Origin of the sequence: Paenibacillus sp. FSL R5-192 (assembly GCF_000517845.1) — a bacterium.
Lineage (GTDB): Bacteria > Bacillota > Bacilli > Paenibacillales > Paenibacillaceae > Paenibacillus > Paenibacillus amylolyticus.
This window is the reverse complement of record NZ_ASPR01000043.1, coordinates 120001-139402: the sequence shown is the minus strand read 5'-3', so window position 1 is coordinate 139402 and position 19402 is coordinate 120001. Positions and strand designations below refer to the sequence as shown.

Genomic DNA, 19402 nt, shown 5'->3' with positions numbered 1-19402 from the left:
GGAGACAACACAATGAGTTGGGATTATTTATCGACCATTTTAAAACCTATGCTAGAGGGTGCACAGACCACCATTTTCATGTTCTTGCTAGCGATCGTGTTATCTGTACCGCTTGGATTTGCGGTCACGCTTGCGATGAGAAGCCAGATTAAACTGCTGGCGTGGATTGCCCATACGTATGTATATGTGATGCGAGGAACACCGCTACTGCTCCAAATTCTATTCTTCTGCTTCGGTTTACCGTTGCTTCCGGTGATTGGAGAGTATCTGGTGTTTGATCGTTTTGTTGCAGCGGGGATTGCGTTCATCCTGAACTATGCGGCGTACTTCGCTGAAATCTTCAGGGGCGGACTGCTTTCCATTGATAAAGGGCAACATGAGGCAGCGAAGGTACTGGGGTTAACAAAGTGGCAAACGATGACTAAAGTCATTATTCCTCAGATGATTCGTGTAGTATTGCCCGCAACGGCCAATGAATCCATTACGCTCATCAAGGATACGGCACTGCTCTATGCCGTGGCTGTACCTGAGCTGTTGTATTACGCCCAAGCGGCGGTAAATCGCGACTTACAGCTGACACCTTTCTTCGTGGCGGCGGTTATGTATCTGCTCATGACACTCGTACTCACCGTGCTGTTCAAGCTACTTGAGAAGCGGTTTTCATTTGAATAAATTAAATCTGATCAATCAAAGGACTGTCTGCATATGACACATATAATAGAAGTAAATCAGTTGAGAAAATCATTCGGTGCACTTGATGTACTGAAACAGGTATCTTTTAACGTGGAACCAGGCGAAGTAATTGCCGTCATCGGACCTTCGGGTTCGGGGAAAAGTACGATGCTGCGCAGCCTGATTCATCTGGAGGATATTTCGGGTGGAACGATTCGCATTCAGGATCAAACGTTGGTTGATAATGGCCGTTACGCGGGTGCCGCAGATATTCGCAAGATGACGGATCGTATGGGTATGGTGTTCCAGCATTTCAATTTGTTCCCGCACCTGACTGTACAAGATAATTTGGAACTTGCACCGAAAACTTTGAAAAAAGAAAGCTCAAGCGTCATTCGATATCGTAGTCTGGAATTACTCGGCAAAGTAGGGCTGTCGGACAAGGCCGATGTCTACCCTGGTAATCTGTCCGGTGGACAGAAACAGCGTGTAGCTATTGCCCGGGCACTGATGATGCAGCCGGACATTCTCCTGTTTGATGAGCCGACGTCGGCACTCGATCCAGAGCTGACCGGGGAGGTATTACGCGTAATCAAACAACTGGCACAGGAAAATATGACCATGATGATTGTCACGCATGAGATGGGCTTCGCCCGTGACGTTGCGGATCGTGTATTTTTCATGGATAACGGGGAAATTGCAGAGGCAGGTCCACCAGAACAGATCTTCGGCAATCCGAGGCTCGCACGTACCCGGACGTTTTTACAGCGGGTGAAAGTGGAAGGATAGAAGGCTGAACGTAGATGTAGCCAGGTGCGAATGCCAAGCTCACATGAAATCCCTGGGGGATTCGCACCTCAGATTTTGTCGAATGTGGCATTTTTGTTCCCTTTTGGCAATAAATACTTGAATATTCTGGATGTTGTAGATTAAAATGAATATAATAATTAGCTCGATAAACGAAAACACGTAATAAGTATATACGCATATGCTGCTGTTACGTGTTTTTTCGCTGTCGCACTCCGTATGGAGTGCGTGGATTGAAATATGTAGGATAAGCTGTTCATTCGGTTCATTTATAGTCGCACTCCGTATGGAGTGCGTGGATTGAAATCTCTTTCATCGGGGAATTGTTTTGTGATTGGTGGTGTCGCACTCCGTATGGAGTGCGTGGATTGAAATCGTGTGCTACAGCAAAGGAAATCATTGCCGTGAATGTCGCACTCCGTATGGAGTGCGTGGATTGAAATAGTACGAAGAGCCTGTCCCGGCTCACGTGCCATCGTCGCACTCCGTATGGAGTGCGTGGATTGAAATTTATCTTTACAAATTAGAACATGTTTGTCCCAAGTCGCACTCTGTATGGAGTGCGTGGATTGAAATTTTTAACTGACCAGTACCGTCATCGAGCTTATGTGGTCGCACTCCATATAGAGTGCGTGGATTGAAATCATTAAGATAATGATCAAGATAATCGAAACATGGAGTCGCACTCTGTATGGAGTGCGTAGATTGTAATCGGTGAAGTGAAGAGTGGAATTAAAGGCAAGGTTATTTCAGATCTTTTTGTTATGTTTGAACTCCTCATCCTGAAACTGGATTAATATACCTCCTATATATACATACTTCATATTGTGTTTGATAAAGTAAATATTTTTAATATAATTGGGATATTTACAAAATATGTAGCATAATTTTCCAACTAATCAAGTATAATGATGTTACTTAACAAAGAAGGAGGATATACTTTGGATTATCGCCAGAATGATGTAGATCGATATTATAGTGATACAGTTCCACCACCACCTTATGTAGTACCAAAAACAAACGGCAAGTCCATAACATCTCTCGTCTTGGGGATTCTGTCCGTCACGATTCCTTATGTGGGTATTGTAATCGGCATCGTTGCGATTATATTTGCATCTTTGGCCTTCAAAGAGATCAGAGTTCGCATGGAGCAAGGAAAAGGGTTAGCGATTGCTGGTCTTGTCTGTGGAATCATAGGTACAGCCATTTATGTATTACTTATTTTGCTCGTACTATTGTTTAATTTCGCTATCTCAAGTTCTGAAATTTACTCTACATATTAGAAATATGAAGTTAGCAAACTTAGATTGTATCTAAAACTAGAAAAGCAAAGGCGTACCTTAGCCAACACCTCTGTTGTCCATAAGAGGGGGCTTAGGTACACGCCTTTGCTTTTTAATTTACGAATTTACAGGTGAAGTGCGACTTCACTGCTGACGTTTGCGTTCTCCGTGGTGCGATGCATCAGGAAATACGTTAAGGTTCCTCCAAGACCAATCACGGCGAATATGCACAGAATACCAATCTGATCCCAGGTTACACTGAACTGTCCACTCGAGATAACTGCTTTATAACCTGTTACCGAATAGGTCATAGGCAGCCATGGATTAAACACTTTCAGCCAATTTGGAATTAGTTCGAGCGGGAAGGTGCCTGCACTGGTGGTGAGCTGGAAGATCAGCATCAGAATCGCGAGGAAACGACCCGGATTCTCCAGCCAAGTCACCAAAGCCTGAATGATGTACATGAAGCTTAGACTGGTAACAAAGCTGAACAAGAGGAACAATGGAACGCTCTGAACCTCCAGACCCAATACGGACAATACGAGCCAGGAAGCGAGAAGGGACTGGACAGCACTCATGATCGTGAAAGCAAGGGTTCTGCTCACAAAACGATTCCAGCTACTCGCATCGGTAACCGTACTGCCGCGTGTGGGTACAACTAGCGTTGCAATCAATGCTCCGACAAACAGCCCCAATGACAGAAAGTATGGGGAGAATCCAGTACCATAGTTGGGCACTTCGTTATGTTTATGCTCATCCACCTGAACAGGCTGTGCATACATTTCAACAAGTTCATCCGTCTTTTTCACACTGCTAGTTTCATCGGCCGCTTCATTAAGCTTGGTGGCAAGTTCGCCAGAGCCGTCGGTTAACTTGGCCGTGCCTTCTTTTAATGCTCCTGCACCATCATCTAGCTTGTGGGAACCGTCGGCAATGGTGGTGATTCCGTCTGAAAGCTGGTTCATACCCGTAACCAATTGGCCTGCACCTACATTTAACTGACTCGAACCATCTGCAAGTTTGGCTCCTCCGACTGCTGCTTCGGTCAACTTGGCGTTAAATTGTTGAAGGCCCGTTGCAAGCTGCTTATGTCCGGTCGATAATTGTGTCACTCCTTGTAAAAGTTGCTGTTCACCCTGCACTAGTTGGGTGCTGCCTTGATGCAGTTGCTGTTGCGCAGCCTGGAGGCGTTTGCTGCCTTCCACTAATTGCTGTCCGCCTTGATAGATCTGTTCGCTGCCAGTGGCAACGGCCTGACTTGCTACCAGCAATTGCTGAACAGCAGGGCTCGCGGCAAGCTCGGGACTCGCTTCGGCTAATTGGGCAAGACCTTGCGCAACGGCCTTAGCACCTTCACTCACTTTGCTACTGCCTTCGACTGAGGTTTGCAATCCGGCTACCAGCTTCGCACTTCCTTGCTCGGAAGCCGCGAGTCCTGCATCCAACTTAGCCGCGCCTTCCTGAGCGGATTGAATGCCAGCCTGTAACTGTTTTCCACCTGCTTCAGCCTGCAATGCACCGTTACCCAGCTTCGTGCCTGCTGCCGCCAATTGGGATAATCCATCGGACAGAGAGTTGGCTCCTGCATGAAGCGTGCCGATTCCTTGTGCCAAGGTAGCTGTACCCTCTTTTAACGGTGCCACACCTGTTTCCAGTTTGTCGGTTCCATCCGCCAGTTTGGACAGGTTCTCTTTTAATGTAGCGGCACCCTCATCCAGCGTGATCGCACCATCATGAATCTGACCTGCTCCATCCCCGGCATCTGCCAAACCACCAGAGATTTCTTCGACCTGATCCAATAGCGTTTCAGTGTACGATTCTGTGACTTTGGCAGCGACTTTGGAACGAATTTGTTTGACCGCCGTGCCGCCAATCTGACCCGCGAGGAAGTTATATCCTTCATTGGGTTCATAGATCAGCTCCGCTGGTTGTGGGTGATCCTCCATCAGAGTGGTAGCTTTTGCTGAAAAATCCTCCGGAATCACAATCGTCATATAATACGTGTTGTCTTGCATACCTGTTTCTGCTTGTTCACGAGTCACGAATTGCCAGTCGAAATCATCGCTTTTTTTCAATTCATCGACCAGATTCTGACCGACCTCGAGTGATTTGTCATTGTAGACTGCGCCCTGATCCGTGTTGACCACGGCCACAGGTAACTCATTCATTTTGCCATAGGGGTCCCAGAATGCGTTCAGGAACAGGCCACTATACAGCACCGGAATGAACAGTACAACGAGGATCGGAATAAATACTTTTGGTTTCTTGAAGGCGGACTTCAGTTCCTGCCCAAATACGTGGAATGATTTCATCATGTTCTCTCCCTATCCTTACGCTAATCCGTTTGTTCTAACTCTAATATGTGTCGAATCTAGTGGTATGCCTTTCTTCTATGTGGTGGATAAGCCATTCTTCAGAAAGAGGCCCACAAAATCCTTGATCTGATCTTTGTGCAACGTAGGATGCGCTTTGTTCCAATCTGAGGTTAAGGTGACATACAGCTTCAGCAGGACAAAAGAAACCAGCTTGGGATCATCTCTGCGAATCTGCTCCAACTCCATGGCACGGCTCACCTGACGCTCCAGATATTCGAGAATGGCTGTCTCCACTTTCTGCAAACCTTCCTTGGCTTGCGGTGTACCAAACTCGTTGACCTCCTGAAAGAGCTTGATCAACAGCTCATGTTCCTCCCGGTACTCCAGCAAAGAATCCATACTCATATGCACGTTATCCAGAAAGGAGTTCTCTTCCTTCACCGTCTGCTCTGTAATCTGTCTCATATCCGCAATGATCGAGCGCAGAATCTCGCTAAACAGTTCTTCTTTATTATCAAAAAAAGTATAGATCGTTCCCTTGCCCACATTGGCAAGTCTCGCAACCTGCTCCATCGTTGTGGCCTTGTAGCCAAACAGGGCAAAGGATTTCTCGGCAGAATCCATCACCTGTTGCCTTCGATCTATCGTTTTCATCGCATATACACCTCCTTATATGTTGAAAGGTAATGGGTAAGGTAAGTTATCTAATGACCCATTTACTGTTTCGGTCAACTGGTCGTTAACAAATGTAGCACTTGAACAGGGAAGATGGATGTGATCATTGTCATAATGTGGGCTGGGGGATGAAAACAATAAATGAGTAGAGGAAGTACGGATGAGGAGTTACTATAATATGGAAAAGTGCTAAATATATCAGTTATAGAGTTGAATAGCTATAATAGCAAAGGGTGGCGAAGAAACAATAAATATTAAAATACAGCAAAGAATGAGGAATACGTATGGAACACGTTTTATGGACGATCTATCTTGGATTGCTTGGCACAGCATCACTCTCGTATCTTATTAAAGGAAAGTATAAGTCGAAACTTAGCAAAATCGATTTTGTCGTATCCGTTATTACATGGATAGGGTTGCTAGGATATGTAACGGAAATAGCTATTTTAAATCCTTCTTTGTGGAAATTTATTGCTGTGACAGCTCTGTTATGGGATGTATTATTCGCAATGCTTTTAAAGGATAACGAAGGGGAAGAGATTTTGGATGGATTACCAATTATGACGAGGAGAGTTTGGATGTTGATAACATTAGTTATCGCGATTGGACCTCTATACTATGGGCTGTTTAGATATGCTTTCTCTTAAGCGGAGAACTTCTTTTATATTTTATTAACAATGTAACTTAATGGTACAATTCTGCGTCCAAAATCTAAGAGCCAAATTATATATTAGAGTGAGAGGAGGTCTACCTTGAAATATTTCTCCTACATCCTGATGATGTGTCTTGTCCTACTCGGTTGTTCCGATTCATCATTGGAAAGCAACGATACAGCAGACCGGATTCAAAGAGAGGGACAGACGATGACGGCAACCAGACAATTGGGTGATTATGAACTCCGATTAAGTGTCCAACAATCTGGTGATCACGACTTCACTTTTCAACCGGGAATAAGGTATAGAGGACAAGATGTCAACCACGAGATTTTCCATTCGAAACAGCTTTTTGATATCGATCTGCAAATGGATGGCAAGACGTTTCTCCCGCCGAGGTCGAGTACCAGTGAAGAATTGGTAACGAAATTAACGAAAGATAGCTGGTATTCAGAAAAAGTTGAAATAACCCTTACACCGGAGCAGGTTCAATATATATCGAATAGTGAGGCCGATCTTATTCTTAATGCTGGATTTCGATCCGAACAATCCGGCTACAATGATGAGAAAAAGATGATGATAAGAGCAGAAGAAATACTGTCTGTTAAATGATACCGGGAAGGTATAAAGCCTACCCTGGTAACAACAAAAAAACCAAGGCTTTGAGTTCAGTCACTCATGAGCCTTGGTTTTTACTGTGTCTTATTATTTTTATCTATATCCTATTAATTCTATTCTGCGCGTACTTTAAAGAATGAGATCAGTTCTTGCAGTTGCTCGGATACAACCGAGAGCTCATCGGAGGCACTCACAATGGCTGCCATGGAGGCTTCCTGCTCATCAATTGACTGCTCAATTTGTTTACTGCTGCTTGCTGCCTTGCTGACATTGGCAGACAGTTCATCGGCGGTGGCAGACATTTCCTGTGTGCTTGCCGAGATTTCTTCAGTAGAACTGGAGATATCCTGAATCTGGTTTGCAACTTTATTCGTAGCAGTCAGAATATTCTCGAAGAATACACCAGTCTCTTGGGTAACTTCCAAGCCTTTGGTAACTTCCTTGGAACCCAACTGCATCGCTTCGGAAGACTGCATGATATCCCGTTGAATTTCTTCAATTAACTGTCGAATTTGCTTCGCTGATTCCTGCGATTGCTCTGCAAGGTTACGTACCTCACCTGCAACCACCGCAAAACCTCTTCCTTCTTCACCTGCGCGGGCTGCCTCGATTGAAGCGTTAAGTGCAAGCAAGTTGGTTTGTCCAGCAATCTCCGTAATCACGTTAACAATGTTGCTAATCTGGTTCGAGTTATTTTCCAAAGACTGAATCGAATTTGACGTATTTTGCACCGCACCGGAGATCAGGCGCATCTGCTCAATGACTTGTTGCATCACCACATTACCTGTGCTGGAGCGCTGCTCCATGCTGAGTGCTTCATCTGCCACATCGGCTGAGCTACTGGCGATCGTCTGCACTACCGTTGACATCTCTGTCATGGCACGTGCGTTCTCCACAGTGGCTTTGTCTTGTGACACCAGTCCAGTAGATATTTCTCGAATATTGGTGCTGATGGATTGAATGTTCACATTATTTTTCTCGGAAATGCCCAGTAGTTGTTTGGAAGATTCCGAGAGGTGATGTGAAGCATTCTGTACTTTATAGATGGTTGTATTGAAGCGATGGATCATCGCATTAAACTTCTCGTTGATGATACCCAGATCATCTCGTCCGGTATCGATGGTTACGTCCAGATTACCCGTGCTGACTTCTTCGATACCTTTCATCAGATTGCGGATCGGAAGCAACGTTCTTTTCAGCAAAATGAATTGCAATACCATGAACAGGATCAGGAAACCGATCAGGAACATCAAACCGTACGTAAGCAGTTTGTTCAGGCCTTTTGGAACGGCACTTGCATCTACATCGAAGTAAAGAGCAGCGTACATGGAGCCATCTGCGTTATTAATCGGATAGATCAGAGTGGTCCAGGTTCCGTACTCATCCGTGTAGAAATCACTGAAGGCAGGCTTTCCGTCCTTTTTCATCTGTTCCAGCACTACGACGTTATTCTGAGGCAGCGGGTACATGGCACCTGCGGGTAGATTACCTTCCTCGAATGGTTCCAACAGATTCGTTGGAATCGCGATGATGGACGTTCCGTTTCCTTGCTCAAGTTCTGAACCAAAAATGTACGCTTGCGCGATGTTTGGATAGAATTCATGGATGGAATCGAGATAAGTTTTCATTTCCAGCTGTACAGGACCGGAGTAGCTTTTTTCCTTAGCCGCTTCTGCCACTTTGGCAGTGTCGAGATCATCATACCATTTCTGGGTGATGACGGTAGCCTGGTCGTGCAACTGTTCAACCAAGATATTTTTTTGCAATTGATACGCGGCAGTAATCAGGATTACACCGATCAACATGATGCTGCCGAATGAAATCACCAAATTTTTGATGAAGAAAGGCATGGTACTCCAGCGAAGCTTATTAAACAAGATGGTTCACTCCTTCTACGATTGTGAAAATGCACTATACCTGGATGGGATGCTATACGCTATGTAATCTAATGAATATTTAGTGGAAAATTGTTATCGTGCAACTTCTATAATTCTGATTTTTGCTGTGGTTACGTGACATTTTCTCATGCTTCAGTGTGCTTTTTGCATTGTTTCAAGTTCTACTTCACTTATAGGACCCCCAGGTAAGTTACTCGTAGATTATATCGTTATAAAGTCATATTAATATTAGCTTTTAGAGCAAAAATGGTTCTAAGGTACTGGTTCTGTGGGCGCGTTTTCATTTTCGATCTTTATTATTACGTTTGTTAATGCAAGGTTCTAGTGAGATAGATGAAATTAATTACTATATATCCCAAAAATATTATGTTCCAAGAGGCCCCCATTCGTAAGGGGGCTTTTTGGGCTTACTTGTCATGACCTAAAGAAAACACAAGTGAACGAAAAGATAGTCCATTGTTGCCCTTTCGCAGGAACGCTAAGATGAAGTTGTTAAAGCGTTTACATCACGTAATGAAGGGAGCTTAAATCGGATGCCAGAAATTACGATCAGGCTGTATGAAGGCAGGACGGATGAGCAAAAGCAGGAGATAGTGGAGGTGTTCACACGCGAGCTCTCACGTATTATCGACCGTGAGCCGGATTACATTTCCATCGAATTCAATGAGATCCCATGGGACGAGAACGTTCCTGATAACTTGAAAAGCGCGCAATCACAGAAGCAGGGAGGGGAGAAGACGTGAAGCCGGCAGATATCGTGCCACCAAGCCGGGGTGCAACCGGACTTCACTCGTCTAGTCTGGGCGTTCGGCTCGGAGATGCGGGACGTTATCTGTGGCGATACCGGATACTATATCTGCTCTCCTTACCGGGTATCCTGTATTTTTTCCTCTTCAAATATGTACCTTTATTCGGTTCAGTGATTGCCTTTCAGAACTACAACATTTTTAAAGGCATCACCGGAAGTGATTGGGTAGGTCTGGAGCATTTCCAGAAGATGTTCAGCCATTATGATTTTTTAAGAATTCTCAATAACACACTTCTGCTTGGATTATATGATCTGGTGATTGCATTCCCGGTACCGATCTTACTGGCGATTCTGCTGAATGAATTAAGGATGATTGTGTTTAAGCGTTTGCTGCAAACGATTGTATACATGCCTCACTTTCTGTCCTGGGTCGTCATTAGCGGTATCTTCATGGGTATTTTCTCGATGGATGCCGGGGTGGTCAACAAGGCACTTGGATTTCTGGGCATGCAACCGATCTACTTCCTTGGAGAAGACTCGTACATTCGTTCCATTCTGATCGGTTCCGGGATCTGGCGCGACTCCGGGTACGGCACGATTATTTTCCTGGCTGCCATTGCGGGCATCAATCCCGATCTGTATGAGGCGGCAGAGGTGGACGGAGCTGGACGTTTGAAGCAAATATGGTCGATTACCCTGCCATCCTTGCTGCCAACGATTATGATTTTGTTGCTGCTGCACATCGGGAAGTTCCTTGATCTGGGCTTTGAGCGTGTGTTTGTATTCCTGAATCCGCTCAATCTGGAATCTGGCGAGATTCTCGATACGTACATCTACAAAGCCGGGCTTCTCTCACAGCAATACAGCTATACAACAGCCATCGGGTTGTTCAAGTCGGTCGTGGGCTTGATGCTTATTCTACTCGGTAACTTCTTTAGCAAAAAAACAACCGGCGAAAGCCTGTATTAGGAGGCGAGATGGATGCGTACCCCCAGTGTCCGTTACCGTATATTTCGCATTGGAAATCTCGTTTTTCTTACGCTGCTCTCGTTAACGATGATTCTGCCTTTCATTAATGTACTGGCCCAATCACTTAGCAGCTCGGAAGCGATCATGGGCGGAAAGGTCAGCTTCTGGCCTGTAGCTTTTACCTGGATCAATTACGAATATGTATTCGGCGATGCTGCCTTCTGGCGGGCTTTTGCGGTATCGGTTGGGGTGACGTTAGTGGGTACGCTGGTCAATCTCGCCGCAACGGCATCACTCGCGTATCCCGTGTCCCGTCCAGAGTACAAAGGGCGTTCACTGGTCGTTATGTTTGTCCTGATAACCGTTGTATTCTCGGCACCGCTCATTCCGAACTTTATCCTGATGAAAGAGTTACACCTGGTCAACAATCCACTGGTGCTGATTGTGCCAGGAGCGATTAACGCCTTTAACTTTTTTGTCATGCGTTCGTTCTTCTCACAGCTGCCGGGTGAACTGATCGATGCCGCCCGTATCGATGGCTGTGGAGAGTTTGGCATCATCTGGCGTATCGTTATTCCATTATCCAAACCGGCCATGGCATCACTCGGCATTTTCTATGCGGTGGGCCACTGGAATGCGTATTCCACCGCGCTTTATTATCTGAATGATCCGGCCTGGTGGCCGATCCAGGTCACACTCAAGAAGCTGTTTGAGAGTGACGATATTTCCGTCGATCCGGGTTCTGCGGTCTATAGCACCCTTGCACATACATCGCCGGAAGGTATCAAAATGGCGACCATTATCATCGCCACCTTGCCAATCATTATCATTTACCCTTTCCTGCAAAAGCATTTTGTAAAAGGAATCATGGTCGGCTCCGTCAAATCTTAACTACAAGCAGCATACAGATCTGACGGAAACGGGGGAATGGCGATGTTCAGAATCTTGATTACGGACGATGAACCGATGATTCGGATGGGTCTGGCGAAGATGATTAAGCAAGCAGGACTGTTCGATTGTGAGATTCGGCAGGCGGCGCATGGGGAAGAGGCCCTTCAGGTGGTGAAGGACTTTCAACCACACATCCTGTTCACGGATATTCGCATGCCAACGATGGATGGCATTGAGTTGTGCCGACATTTATCAGAGCAAGGCAGTACGATGCGCATTATTGTAGTCTCCGGTTATTCAGACTTTGAATATGCAAGAGCCTGTATGGATTATGGGGTAAAGCGATATCTGCTCAAGCCAGTGGGACGACAGGAGCTGCATGAACTGCTGCTCAAATTGCTGGCAAGCGAAGAGGATAAACCTACGGTATCCCTTGTACCCGTGAGGGAGCTGAATGATTGGGCCATGCGTCTGGAAGAGGCTATATGGGAGTTAAGGCAATCCGATGTGACGGAGCTACTCGCAGCATGGTCGAATCGTTATCCAGCATATGCCCTGATGCCTGAGCAGACGGCGGAGCTTTTTCAGGAATTGTTGGAATTGATTGTGGCCCGCATGAACGCCCGTGGCAACGGAACGATGAGTACGTCCAGTAAGATTATTGTAAGCGCTTCCTCAAAAGAGTGCTTCGAGGCTCTGGGCAACGGAATCCAGACGTTGATGAATAGGATCAAGGAAAAACGCAGCGGCAAGCGCAAGCATCCGGTAGAAGAAGCAAAAGCTTATCTGGAGAAGCACTTGCGCCGGGAAGTGTCACTGGACGAGATTGCTTCCAAGCTTGGGCTGAATCCATCCTACTTCAGCCAACTGTTCAAGCAGACGACCGGTCAGACCTTTATCCAATACCGTATACGCAGCAAAATGGAACTGGCCAAACGCATGCTGGAACAGCCGGGCAACCGGATTACGGATATATCCTACGAAGTGGGGTATGCGGATCATCCCCATTTTACCAAGACATTCAAGAAAATTACCGGACTGACCCCGTCCGAATATCGCAGTAAGTTGGGCATTGAATGATGAAGCGCAGCCTGTCGATCCGCCTGTTCTTTCATTTTGCCATCGTAATTACGTTGTCCCTGTCTGCCATTGGCTTATTCACCTATACCTATGCCTCGACTGAGATGAACGATCAGCTTGCGGACAACATCGCCCAAACGATGCGTAATACGGCGTACCAGACCGATCTGTATTTGCAAAATTATGATCGCGCGACTTACTCCATCCTCTCCAACGGAAGTGTGAAGCACTTCCTCGATATGAGTTCGGAGGATAGTTATAACTATTACGAGTATAGCCGTCAGATTAAAAGGAACGTGTTCCCGCCTGTATTTATGTTATATCCACAGATCAAGTTCCTGTATGTTATCGGGGAGAACGGGCGGGTTGTCATCGATGACAACCAGAATTCAGCGGGCATACCCGATATCGATGCTGCACAGCAGTATAAGCAGTTGCTCGCTGCAACCCCTGCGAATGGCGAATCGACTTTGCTCACACGCAGTATCCGCAGTGGACAGAATGCAAATGTCATTACGATTGCGCGCCGGATCAGGGGGGTGTCCTCCTATACACCAAACGGAGTGCTGGCGATGGAAGTGAATGTGCTGGAACTTGACAACATCTGGGGAGAACTCGATCTCGGTCAAGGGGGCTATCAGTATGTGATGGATCAGAACGGAAATGTCATCTACACTCCTGGGGACGAGGAGGCGCAGACCGTGATGTCGTCCAGCACCGTGGACAGACTTATGGACATGGAGGCAGGGTCACTGGAACAGAACACGGATGGCACCAAACGGCTGTTTATATCGGAGCTATCTGCCTATTCGGGCTGGCGCTTTGTTGCTTCCGTGCCGCTCTCGGAGCTTCAAAGGCCGATTGCAACGATCCGCTCAGCTACATTATGGGTTGGTGCAGGGACCTTGCTCGCTGCGCTTGTGGTGGCCTACCGGATCGGAGCATCTCAAGTAGAACCCATTCGTGTGCTGATGAACGGAATGAGACAGACGGAGAAGGGAATCTGGAACAAGGTGGAGATGAAGGAAAGGCGCGATGAGATCGGAGTGTTGATTCGCAGCTATAATCTGATGGTCAGCCGTTTGTCGGACATGATTGAGAGTGTATATGAGTCGGAGCTGCGCCGCCAGAAGTCGGAAATTGAGCTACAGCAGGAAGCGTTGGAACGACACCGTGCGGAATTTCAGGCGCTCCAGTTGCAGATCAATCCGCATTTTCTCTACAACACGCTGGAGACGATCAAATGTTATGCCGTTGTACAGGATTCCGAAGAAATTACGCAGATGGTGGAATCGATGGCTCATATGCTCCGTTATTCCATTCAGACCAATCTGGAGGAAATTACGGTTGCCAATGAGCTGAAGCATGTGCTGGCCTACCTTTCCATCATGAAACATCGCATGGATCGGGAGCTTGAAGTTGAGGTCATCATTGCACCGGATCTGTTGCTGGAAAAAATGGTTCGTCTCACCCTCCAGCCCCTGGTGGAAAATGTGCTGCAACATGCGTTTCCACGGGGCATGGAACCGGGTCATTTTATCCGCATCGATGCTCGGCGTCTGGAAGATCGATTTCTTGTCATCGTTCAGGATAATGGTATGGGCATGAGCAAGGCACGTCTGGAGAAGCTGCGTCGCCGTCTGGAACTGAACCGTCTGGCAGGTGAAGACACCGATGATGTTTATCATCGTGGTGGCATCGGACTTATGAATGTACATCGACGGATTCAGCTCGTATTTGGGGAGACGTACGGCTTGATGATGGAGAGTGAGGAAGGCTTGGGAACGACCATTACGATGGCGCTTCCGGCGGACCAGCACAGCAAGCGAATTTAATTGAAACCAATAACAAGGAGGAAGATAAAACATGAATATCAATTTACAGAACAAAATCGCATTGGTAACAGGTTCCAGTGGAGGGATTGGTGCTGCTATCGCTGGAGCGTTGGCTCGTTGCGGGGCAAAGGTTGCTGTGAATGGTCTGCATAACATGGATCGGGCTGAGGAAGTCGTGGCTACAATCCGGGATGCTGGTGGTGAAGCGGCGGCATTCCAGGCAGATGTGACGGATACGGATGCGATCAGAGCGATGGTTGAAGATATTACACTCCGTTTCGGCGGTCCAATTGACCTGTTGGTTAACAACGCAGGACATCTGGTGAAGCGAAGTCCCATTGAAACGATGAGTGAGGAGCTGTACAGCCGGATTATGGATGTCAATCTGAAGAGCGCCGTCTTTGTCTCCAAAGCAGTCATTCCTGGCATGAAGGCGGCAGGTGGCGGACGAATTATCAATCTGACCTCCGTAGCGGCTCATAATGGGGGCGGGCCGGGTGCAGCGATTTACGCAGCATCCAAGGCGGCCGTCATTGCGTTAACCAAAGGGCTCGCCAAAGAGCTTGCCCCTGGCGGGATTACGGTGAATGCACTCTCCCCGGGCTTCATCGGACAGACGGCTTTCCATGCTACGTTCACCTCGGCAGAAGGTCGGTCTTCTGCGGTAAGCAGCATCCCGCTTGGACGGGAAGGGACTCCCGATGATGTCGCAGGAGCGGCGTTGTACCTGTGTTCCGACCTGGGTTCTTTTATTACCGGAGAGACGCTTGAAATCAATGGCGGCATGTATATGCGTTGATGATACAACATTGTGATAAGGAGGGGACAAAACGATGGAAGTGAAGCGAAAGCTTGCAGAAAGATCGTTGTACCAACCCATCAGCGGGCCGTTCCATGTGGACTATGCCCCTGACGAGCATACCGTTCTGGCAGAGAATCCGCCAAGGTTTACCTGGATGGCGGCACAACAGGAGGATGAGAATGGCTATCTGCTGCAAGTGTCGGCGAGCCCTTCTTTTCAGGAAGAAGAGACGATGACCTTTGCGCCGCTCCCGTATAACTTTTTCACGCCTGACCGGGTGTTTGAACCTGGGGATTATTATTGGCGATATGCGCTACTTGTAGATCATCCAGTGCAGCAAGGGAGCGAATACGAAGCGCATGTCTCACAGGGGAAGCAAGGGAGTGAAGCCGAAGGGCATGCCTCGCAAGGGAAGCAAGGGGAAATGTCGGCTTGGAGTGAGGTGCGGCGGTTCACTGTACCAGTGGGATTACCCGAGACACCGCTACCTTCCCGGGCGCAGCGATACGATTTCACAGACATGTCTCACCCCCGGCTGTGGCTTGGTGAGCGTGGGCTGAATGCACTTGCGGATGCCATTGCGTCAGATGCTACATACTGCGGCTGGGATGCGTTTATGGCACATTCCGTGGAGCCGTGGGCAAACCGTGAGCCCATTCGTGAACCGCAACCGTACCCCGAGAACAAACGTGTCGCCGCACTCTGGAGGCAAATGTATATTGATTGTCAGGAAGTGTTATATGCGATTCGTCATCTGAGTATCGCTGGGCGAGTGCTTCGAGATGAACGGCTGCTTGATGCGGCGAAAACCTGGCTGTTGCATGTGGCAGCTTGGGATACGGAGGGAACGACCTCCCGTGATTATAACGATGAGGCGGCCTTTAGAGTCGCCGCTGCGCTCGCTTGGGGTTATGACTGGCTGCATGATGAGTTGAACAGTGAAGAGCAGGAAGTGGTCAGGCGCAGTTTGCTGCGGCGGACAGAACAGGTAGCCCAGCATGTGATGGTTCGCTCGAAGATTCATCATGTGCCCTATGACAGTCATGCGGTGCGTTCATTATCCTCCGTGCTTGTGCCCTGCTGTATGTCCTTGTTGCATGAGGAGCAGCAGGCTGCACAGTGGCTGGATTATGCAATCGATTATTATGCCTGTCTGTACTCCCCTTGGGGAGGAAGTGATGGAGGCTGGGCCGAAGGTCCAATGTATTGGACAACAGGTATGGCCTATGTGACCGAAGCGATGAATTTGCTGCGAAACTATGCGGGCATCGACTTTTTCCGTCGGCCATTTTTCCGTCGTACCGGGGATTTTCCCTTCTACGTCTACCCGCCTGATGCACGGCGCGCCAGCTTTGGGGACCAGTCTACGCTGGGTGACCCGGTAAACTTGAAAACAGGTTATCTTGTCCGCCAACTGGCTGGGGTTACAGGCAATCGCTGGTACCAGTGGTATTTTGAGCGTGTACGTCAATCTGATCCGGGGACAGAGGGTGCTTTTTATAACTACGGTTGGTGGGACTTTAACTTTGACGAATTAGTATACCGGCATGATTATCCGCAGGTGGAGGAAGAGTCGCCTGTGGACATCGAGCCGCTGAAGTGGTTCCGTGATGTGGGGTGGGTAGCCATGCATCACCGGATGGACGATCCGGATGAGCATATGATGCTTCTGCTCAAGTCGAGTCGTTATGGCTCGATCAGCCACAGTCATGCCGATCAGAATAGCTTTACTCTGCATGCATTCGGTGAGCCACTCGCGGCGGATACGGGCTATTATATCGCGCACGGCAGCTCCTTCCACCGGGAATGGCGCAGGCAGACACGCTCCAAAAACAATCTGCTGATTGGTGGAACAGGCCAGTATGCTGAGAACAACAAGGTGCTAAATATGGCCGCAACCGGGCAGATCGAAGAGGCCTATTGGCGGGACGGCGATGGTTATGTTCGCGCATTGGCGACCGATGCCTATGCCAGCACAGTACCCCATGTGAAACGTGTTGTACGAGAGATTCATTTTCTGCAATCATCCTATTTCGTCATTGTGGACCATATTGACTTGGAGAAACCAGACAGCGTTCAATGGCTGTTCCATGCACTGCACCCGCTAGAGCTGAAAGGGCAGAGCTTCCGTCTGAACGGTACTAAGGCGGGGCTTGAGGGCACGTTTGTATATGCTTCCTCCGGTGAGCTGGCGCTTAGCCAGACGGATCAATTCGCAGAGGTGGACCCGGCAGAGTACGAAGCGCTGGACAGACATTATCATCTGAGCGCGGAAACGCGGCCTGCCACAAGTCATACAATTGTTACGCTGCTTGTACCATATAAGATCGAGGAGCCGAAGTATGTCCCCTATTTCATCGATGACCAGGATCACGGCATCCATCTCTATTTTACCGACAACGGTGTAACAAAGAAGATCGAGGTATCCAAGACGTACTAGTAAATGCGGACCTAAAGAAAACGCAATCTCATCTAAAACATCCCCATTGTTGCAGGCGGTGGGGATGTTTTATCATCTTAATGAAAGCGCTTCATCGACAAGTGATACCTAAACCTAAATCAGGATGAAAAGAGGGGTAGCATGAAAAAGTGGATGGTCACAGGCATGGCGCTATTGCTGGCGGCAACCTTCATGGCGGGATGCAGCAAGGGAAACGGGGCGGAATCCGGTGAGAATGGAGGAGACGGCAAGACGAGGTTCTCCATGTCATTGCGAACGCTGGCGTATACGTATGTGGAAAAGTCACCGGACATCAACCAGGATAAATGGGTGAAAAAGCTGGAGGAGCTGACCAATAGCGATCTGAAAATCGTGCTTGTGCCTCATAAGGAATATGAGCAGAAAATGGTCCAAATGTTTGCCACCAATGATATTCCTGATGTGGTGCAAGGTGATGGCGGTGTCAACGGCAAGGAGATGGCCGGCTCGGTTGAAGCCGGAGTATTCCAGCCGCTGGATGAGCTGTTGCAGCAGTATGGGCAAGATTTGCTGAAAGCCGTGCCGAAGGAAGCCTGGGACCAGGTCACCCATGACGGCCAGATCTATGCCATTCCCGAATATTTATCCAATCCATCCCGCCGGGCAACCTGGATTCGTAAGGATCTGCTGGATCAAACGGGATTGCCTGTGCCCACCACGGTGGAGGAAACATTGGAAGTGCTGCGCGCCTTTAAAAAGCTTGGCGTGGAGAATCCATATATGGGGCGTGAAGATTTCAAATATGCGGATACCTTCTTTGGTGCCTATGATGTGCAGCAGTTCCTGTCCATGATGGAGCAGCAGGGCGACCAGATTGTACCCAAGTTCATGGATAACGAGAATATGCAGCAAGCCCTGACAGTCTATAAAACGATGTACGAGCAAGGGCTAATTAACAAAGAGTTTGCGACCATCAATTCGACGGTATTCAAAAATACGATTCTCTCCGGCAAGGCGGGTATGTGGTCCATGAATGCCAACGAACTGATCCAATGGGAGAAACAGATCAAAGCGTCGGTTCCCGATGCCAAAATCGAAATTATCCCTTCGCCTGTTGGCCCGGACGGTAAAGGTGGTTATTATCTGTACGGTCCGGTGACACGTGCCTACTTTATCAATAAGGATGCGGCTGATCCGGCTTCCATTATCCGTTTTTTTAACTGGATGGTGTCCGATGAAGCGGAGAAGTTTTTCACGTACGGCACGGAAGGAGAAACCTACACAGAGGATAATGGGGTGATTTCGTACACCGCTCCAACGGATTCCGCTGGCGTGGACGAAGAGCGTTACCGTCAGTCGTTCTTATGGTTTGTACAGGACACAACGTACAATAAAGGCTCGTTATCGCTGACAGAAGAAGGCAAGAAACTGATGAATATTTACGATACGATTTTAGCCAAAGAAGGCCGGGATGGCATCAACTTTGATCCACGATTGGAGGCCTTTGTGCAGAATCCCGAGATTGCTCCCAATTCGGATACACCTCCTCAAGTATTGCTCACGCACATGATCAAAATGGTTTATGGTAAGGAGCCGATCTCTGATTGGCCGAAAGTGGTTGAGGAATGGAAATCCAAGGGTGGAGATCAGGCCATCAAAGAAGCTACGGAGAAATTCAATAAGGGTGAAGGCGTGTCAGCACCGCGTCGCTAACGATATAAGTCGAACTATACATTT

General features: G+C 47.9%; 16 protein-coding genes and 1 CRISPR repeat array. Of the genes, 13 read left to right on the top strand and 3 right to left on the bottom strand.

Annotated features, from left to right (window positions below):
• Positions 1 to 12 precede the first annotated feature (12 nt).
• The 3 genes from C161_RS20865 to C161_RS20855 all read left to right on the top strand — a co-directional run bounded on the left by C161_RS20865 (position 13) and on the right by C161_RS20855 (position 2762).
• Positions 13 to 672 (top strand): amino acid ABC transporter permease, encoded by a 660-nt coding sequence (locus C161_RS20865; RefSeq protein ID WP_036672518.1) that lies wholly within the window; start codon positions 13 to 15, stop codon positions 670 to 672.
• Positions 673 to 705: 33 nt separating this feature from the next.
• Positions 706 to 1461, top strand: a complete 756-nt coding sequence (locus C161_RS20860; protein WP_036672516.1) for an amino acid ABC transporter ATP-binding protein — start codon at positions 706 to 708, stop codon at positions 1459 to 1461.
• A gap of 225 nt (positions 1462 to 1686) precedes the next feature.
• Positions 1687 to 2191: a CRISPR direct-repeat array (repeat unit 33 nt; unit sequence GTCGCACTCCGTATGGAGTGCGTGGATTGAAAT).
• 229 nt (positions 2192 to 2420) lie between these two features.
• Complete coding sequence (locus C161_RS20855; protein WP_156946142.1) at positions 2421 to 2762, top strand: DUF4190 domain-containing protein; 342 nt, start codon at positions 2421 to 2423, stop codon at positions 2760 to 2762.
• Positions 2763 to 2887: 125 nt separating this feature from the next.
• Here the strand turns inward: C161_RS20855 and C161_RS20850 are convergent, their stop codons facing one another.
• A complete protein-coding gene (locus tag C161_RS20850; protein ID WP_036672511.1) occupies positions 2888 to 5074 on the bottom strand; it encodes a YhgE/Pip domain-containing protein in 2187 nt (728 codons plus the stop codon).
• Between the two features lie 78 nt (positions 5075 to 5152).
• Complete coding sequence (locus C161_RS20845) at positions 5153 to 5731, bottom strand: TetR/AcrR family transcriptional regulator (protein WP_036672507.1); 579 nt, start codon at positions 5729 to 5731, stop codon at positions 5153 to 5155.
• Positions 5732 to 6036: 305 nt separating this feature from the next.
• Between C161_RS20845 and C161_RS20840 the strand changes: the two genes are divergently transcribed.
• Both C161_RS20840 and C161_RS20835 read left to right on the top strand, forming a co-directional pair.
• Positions 6037 to 6399, top strand: coding sequence for a hypothetical protein (locus C161_RS20840; protein ID WP_036672506.1), 363 nt, complete (start codon positions 6037 to 6039; stop codon positions 6397 to 6399).
• A gap of 105 nt (positions 6400 to 6504) precedes the next feature.
• Positions 6505 to 7017 (top strand): hypothetical protein, encoded by a 513-nt coding sequence (locus tag C161_RS20835; protein ID WP_036672503.1) that lies wholly within the window; start codon positions 6505 to 6507, stop codon positions 7015 to 7017.
• Between the two features lie 119 nt (positions 7018 to 7136).
• Here the strand turns inward: C161_RS20835 and C161_RS20830 are convergent, their stop codons facing one another.
• Positions 7137 to 8873 (bottom strand): methyl-accepting chemotaxis protein, encoded by a 1737-nt coding sequence (locus tag C161_RS20830; protein ID WP_036606543.1) that lies wholly within the window; start codon positions 8871 to 8873, stop codon positions 7137 to 7139.
• 581 nt (positions 8874 to 9454) lie between these two features.
• Here C161_RS20830 and C161_RS20825 point away from each other — a divergent pair.
• The 8 genes from C161_RS20825 (at position 9455) to C161_RS20790 (ending at position 19378) form a co-directional block, all read left to right on the top strand.
• Positions 9455 to 9664, top strand: coding sequence for a tautomerase family protein (locus tag C161_RS20825; protein WP_036672500.1), 210 nt, complete (start codon positions 9455 to 9457; stop codon positions 9662 to 9664).
• A 56-nt stretch (positions 9665 to 9720) separates the two neighbouring features.
• Positions 9721 to 10638 (top strand): ABC transporter permease, encoded by a 918-nt coding sequence (locus C161_RS20820; protein WP_036672698.1) that lies wholly within the window; start codon positions 9721 to 9723, stop codon positions 10636 to 10638.
• A gap of 12 nt (positions 10639 to 10650) precedes the next feature.
• Positions 10651 to 11529 (top strand): carbohydrate ABC transporter permease, encoded by an 879-nt coding sequence (locus C161_RS20815; RefSeq protein ID WP_036672498.1) that lies wholly within the window; start codon positions 10651 to 10653, stop codon positions 11527 to 11529.
• A gap of 42 nt (positions 11530 to 11571) precedes the next feature.
• On the top strand, positions 11572 to 12609 hold the full coding sequence (locus C161_RS20810) for a response regulator transcription factor (RefSeq protein WP_036672496.1): 1038 nt from the start codon (positions 11572 to 11574) through the stop codon (positions 12607 to 12609).
• Entirely contained in the window at positions 12606 to 14444 is a 1839-nt protein-coding gene (locus C161_RS20805) for a cache domain-containing sensor histidine kinase (RefSeq protein WP_036672495.1), read from the top strand. The genes C161_RS20810 and C161_RS20805 overlap by 4 nt, the downstream gene beginning before the upstream one ends.
• Positions 14445 to 14475: 31 nt before the next feature.
• Positions 14476 to 15243 carry an SDR family NAD(P)-dependent oxidoreductase gene (locus C161_RS20800; RefSeq protein ID WP_036672494.1) on the top strand — a complete coding sequence of 256 codons (768 nt, stop codon included), beginning with the start codon at positions 14476 to 14478 and terminating at the stop codon, positions 15241 to 15243.
• 34 nt (positions 15244 to 15277) lie between these two features.
• Positions 15278 to 17686, top strand: a complete 2409-nt coding sequence (locus C161_RS20795; RefSeq protein WP_036672493.1) for a DUF4962 domain-containing protein — start codon at positions 15278 to 15280, stop codon at positions 17684 to 17686.
• A gap of 141 nt (positions 17687 to 17827) precedes the next feature.
• Positions 17828 to 19378: an extracellular solute-binding protein gene (locus C161_RS20790; RefSeq protein ID WP_051449846.1), complete on the top strand. Its 1551-nt coding sequence runs from the start codon at positions 17828 to 17830 to the stop codon at positions 19376 to 19378.
• Positions 19379 to 19402 lie beyond the last annotated feature (24 nt).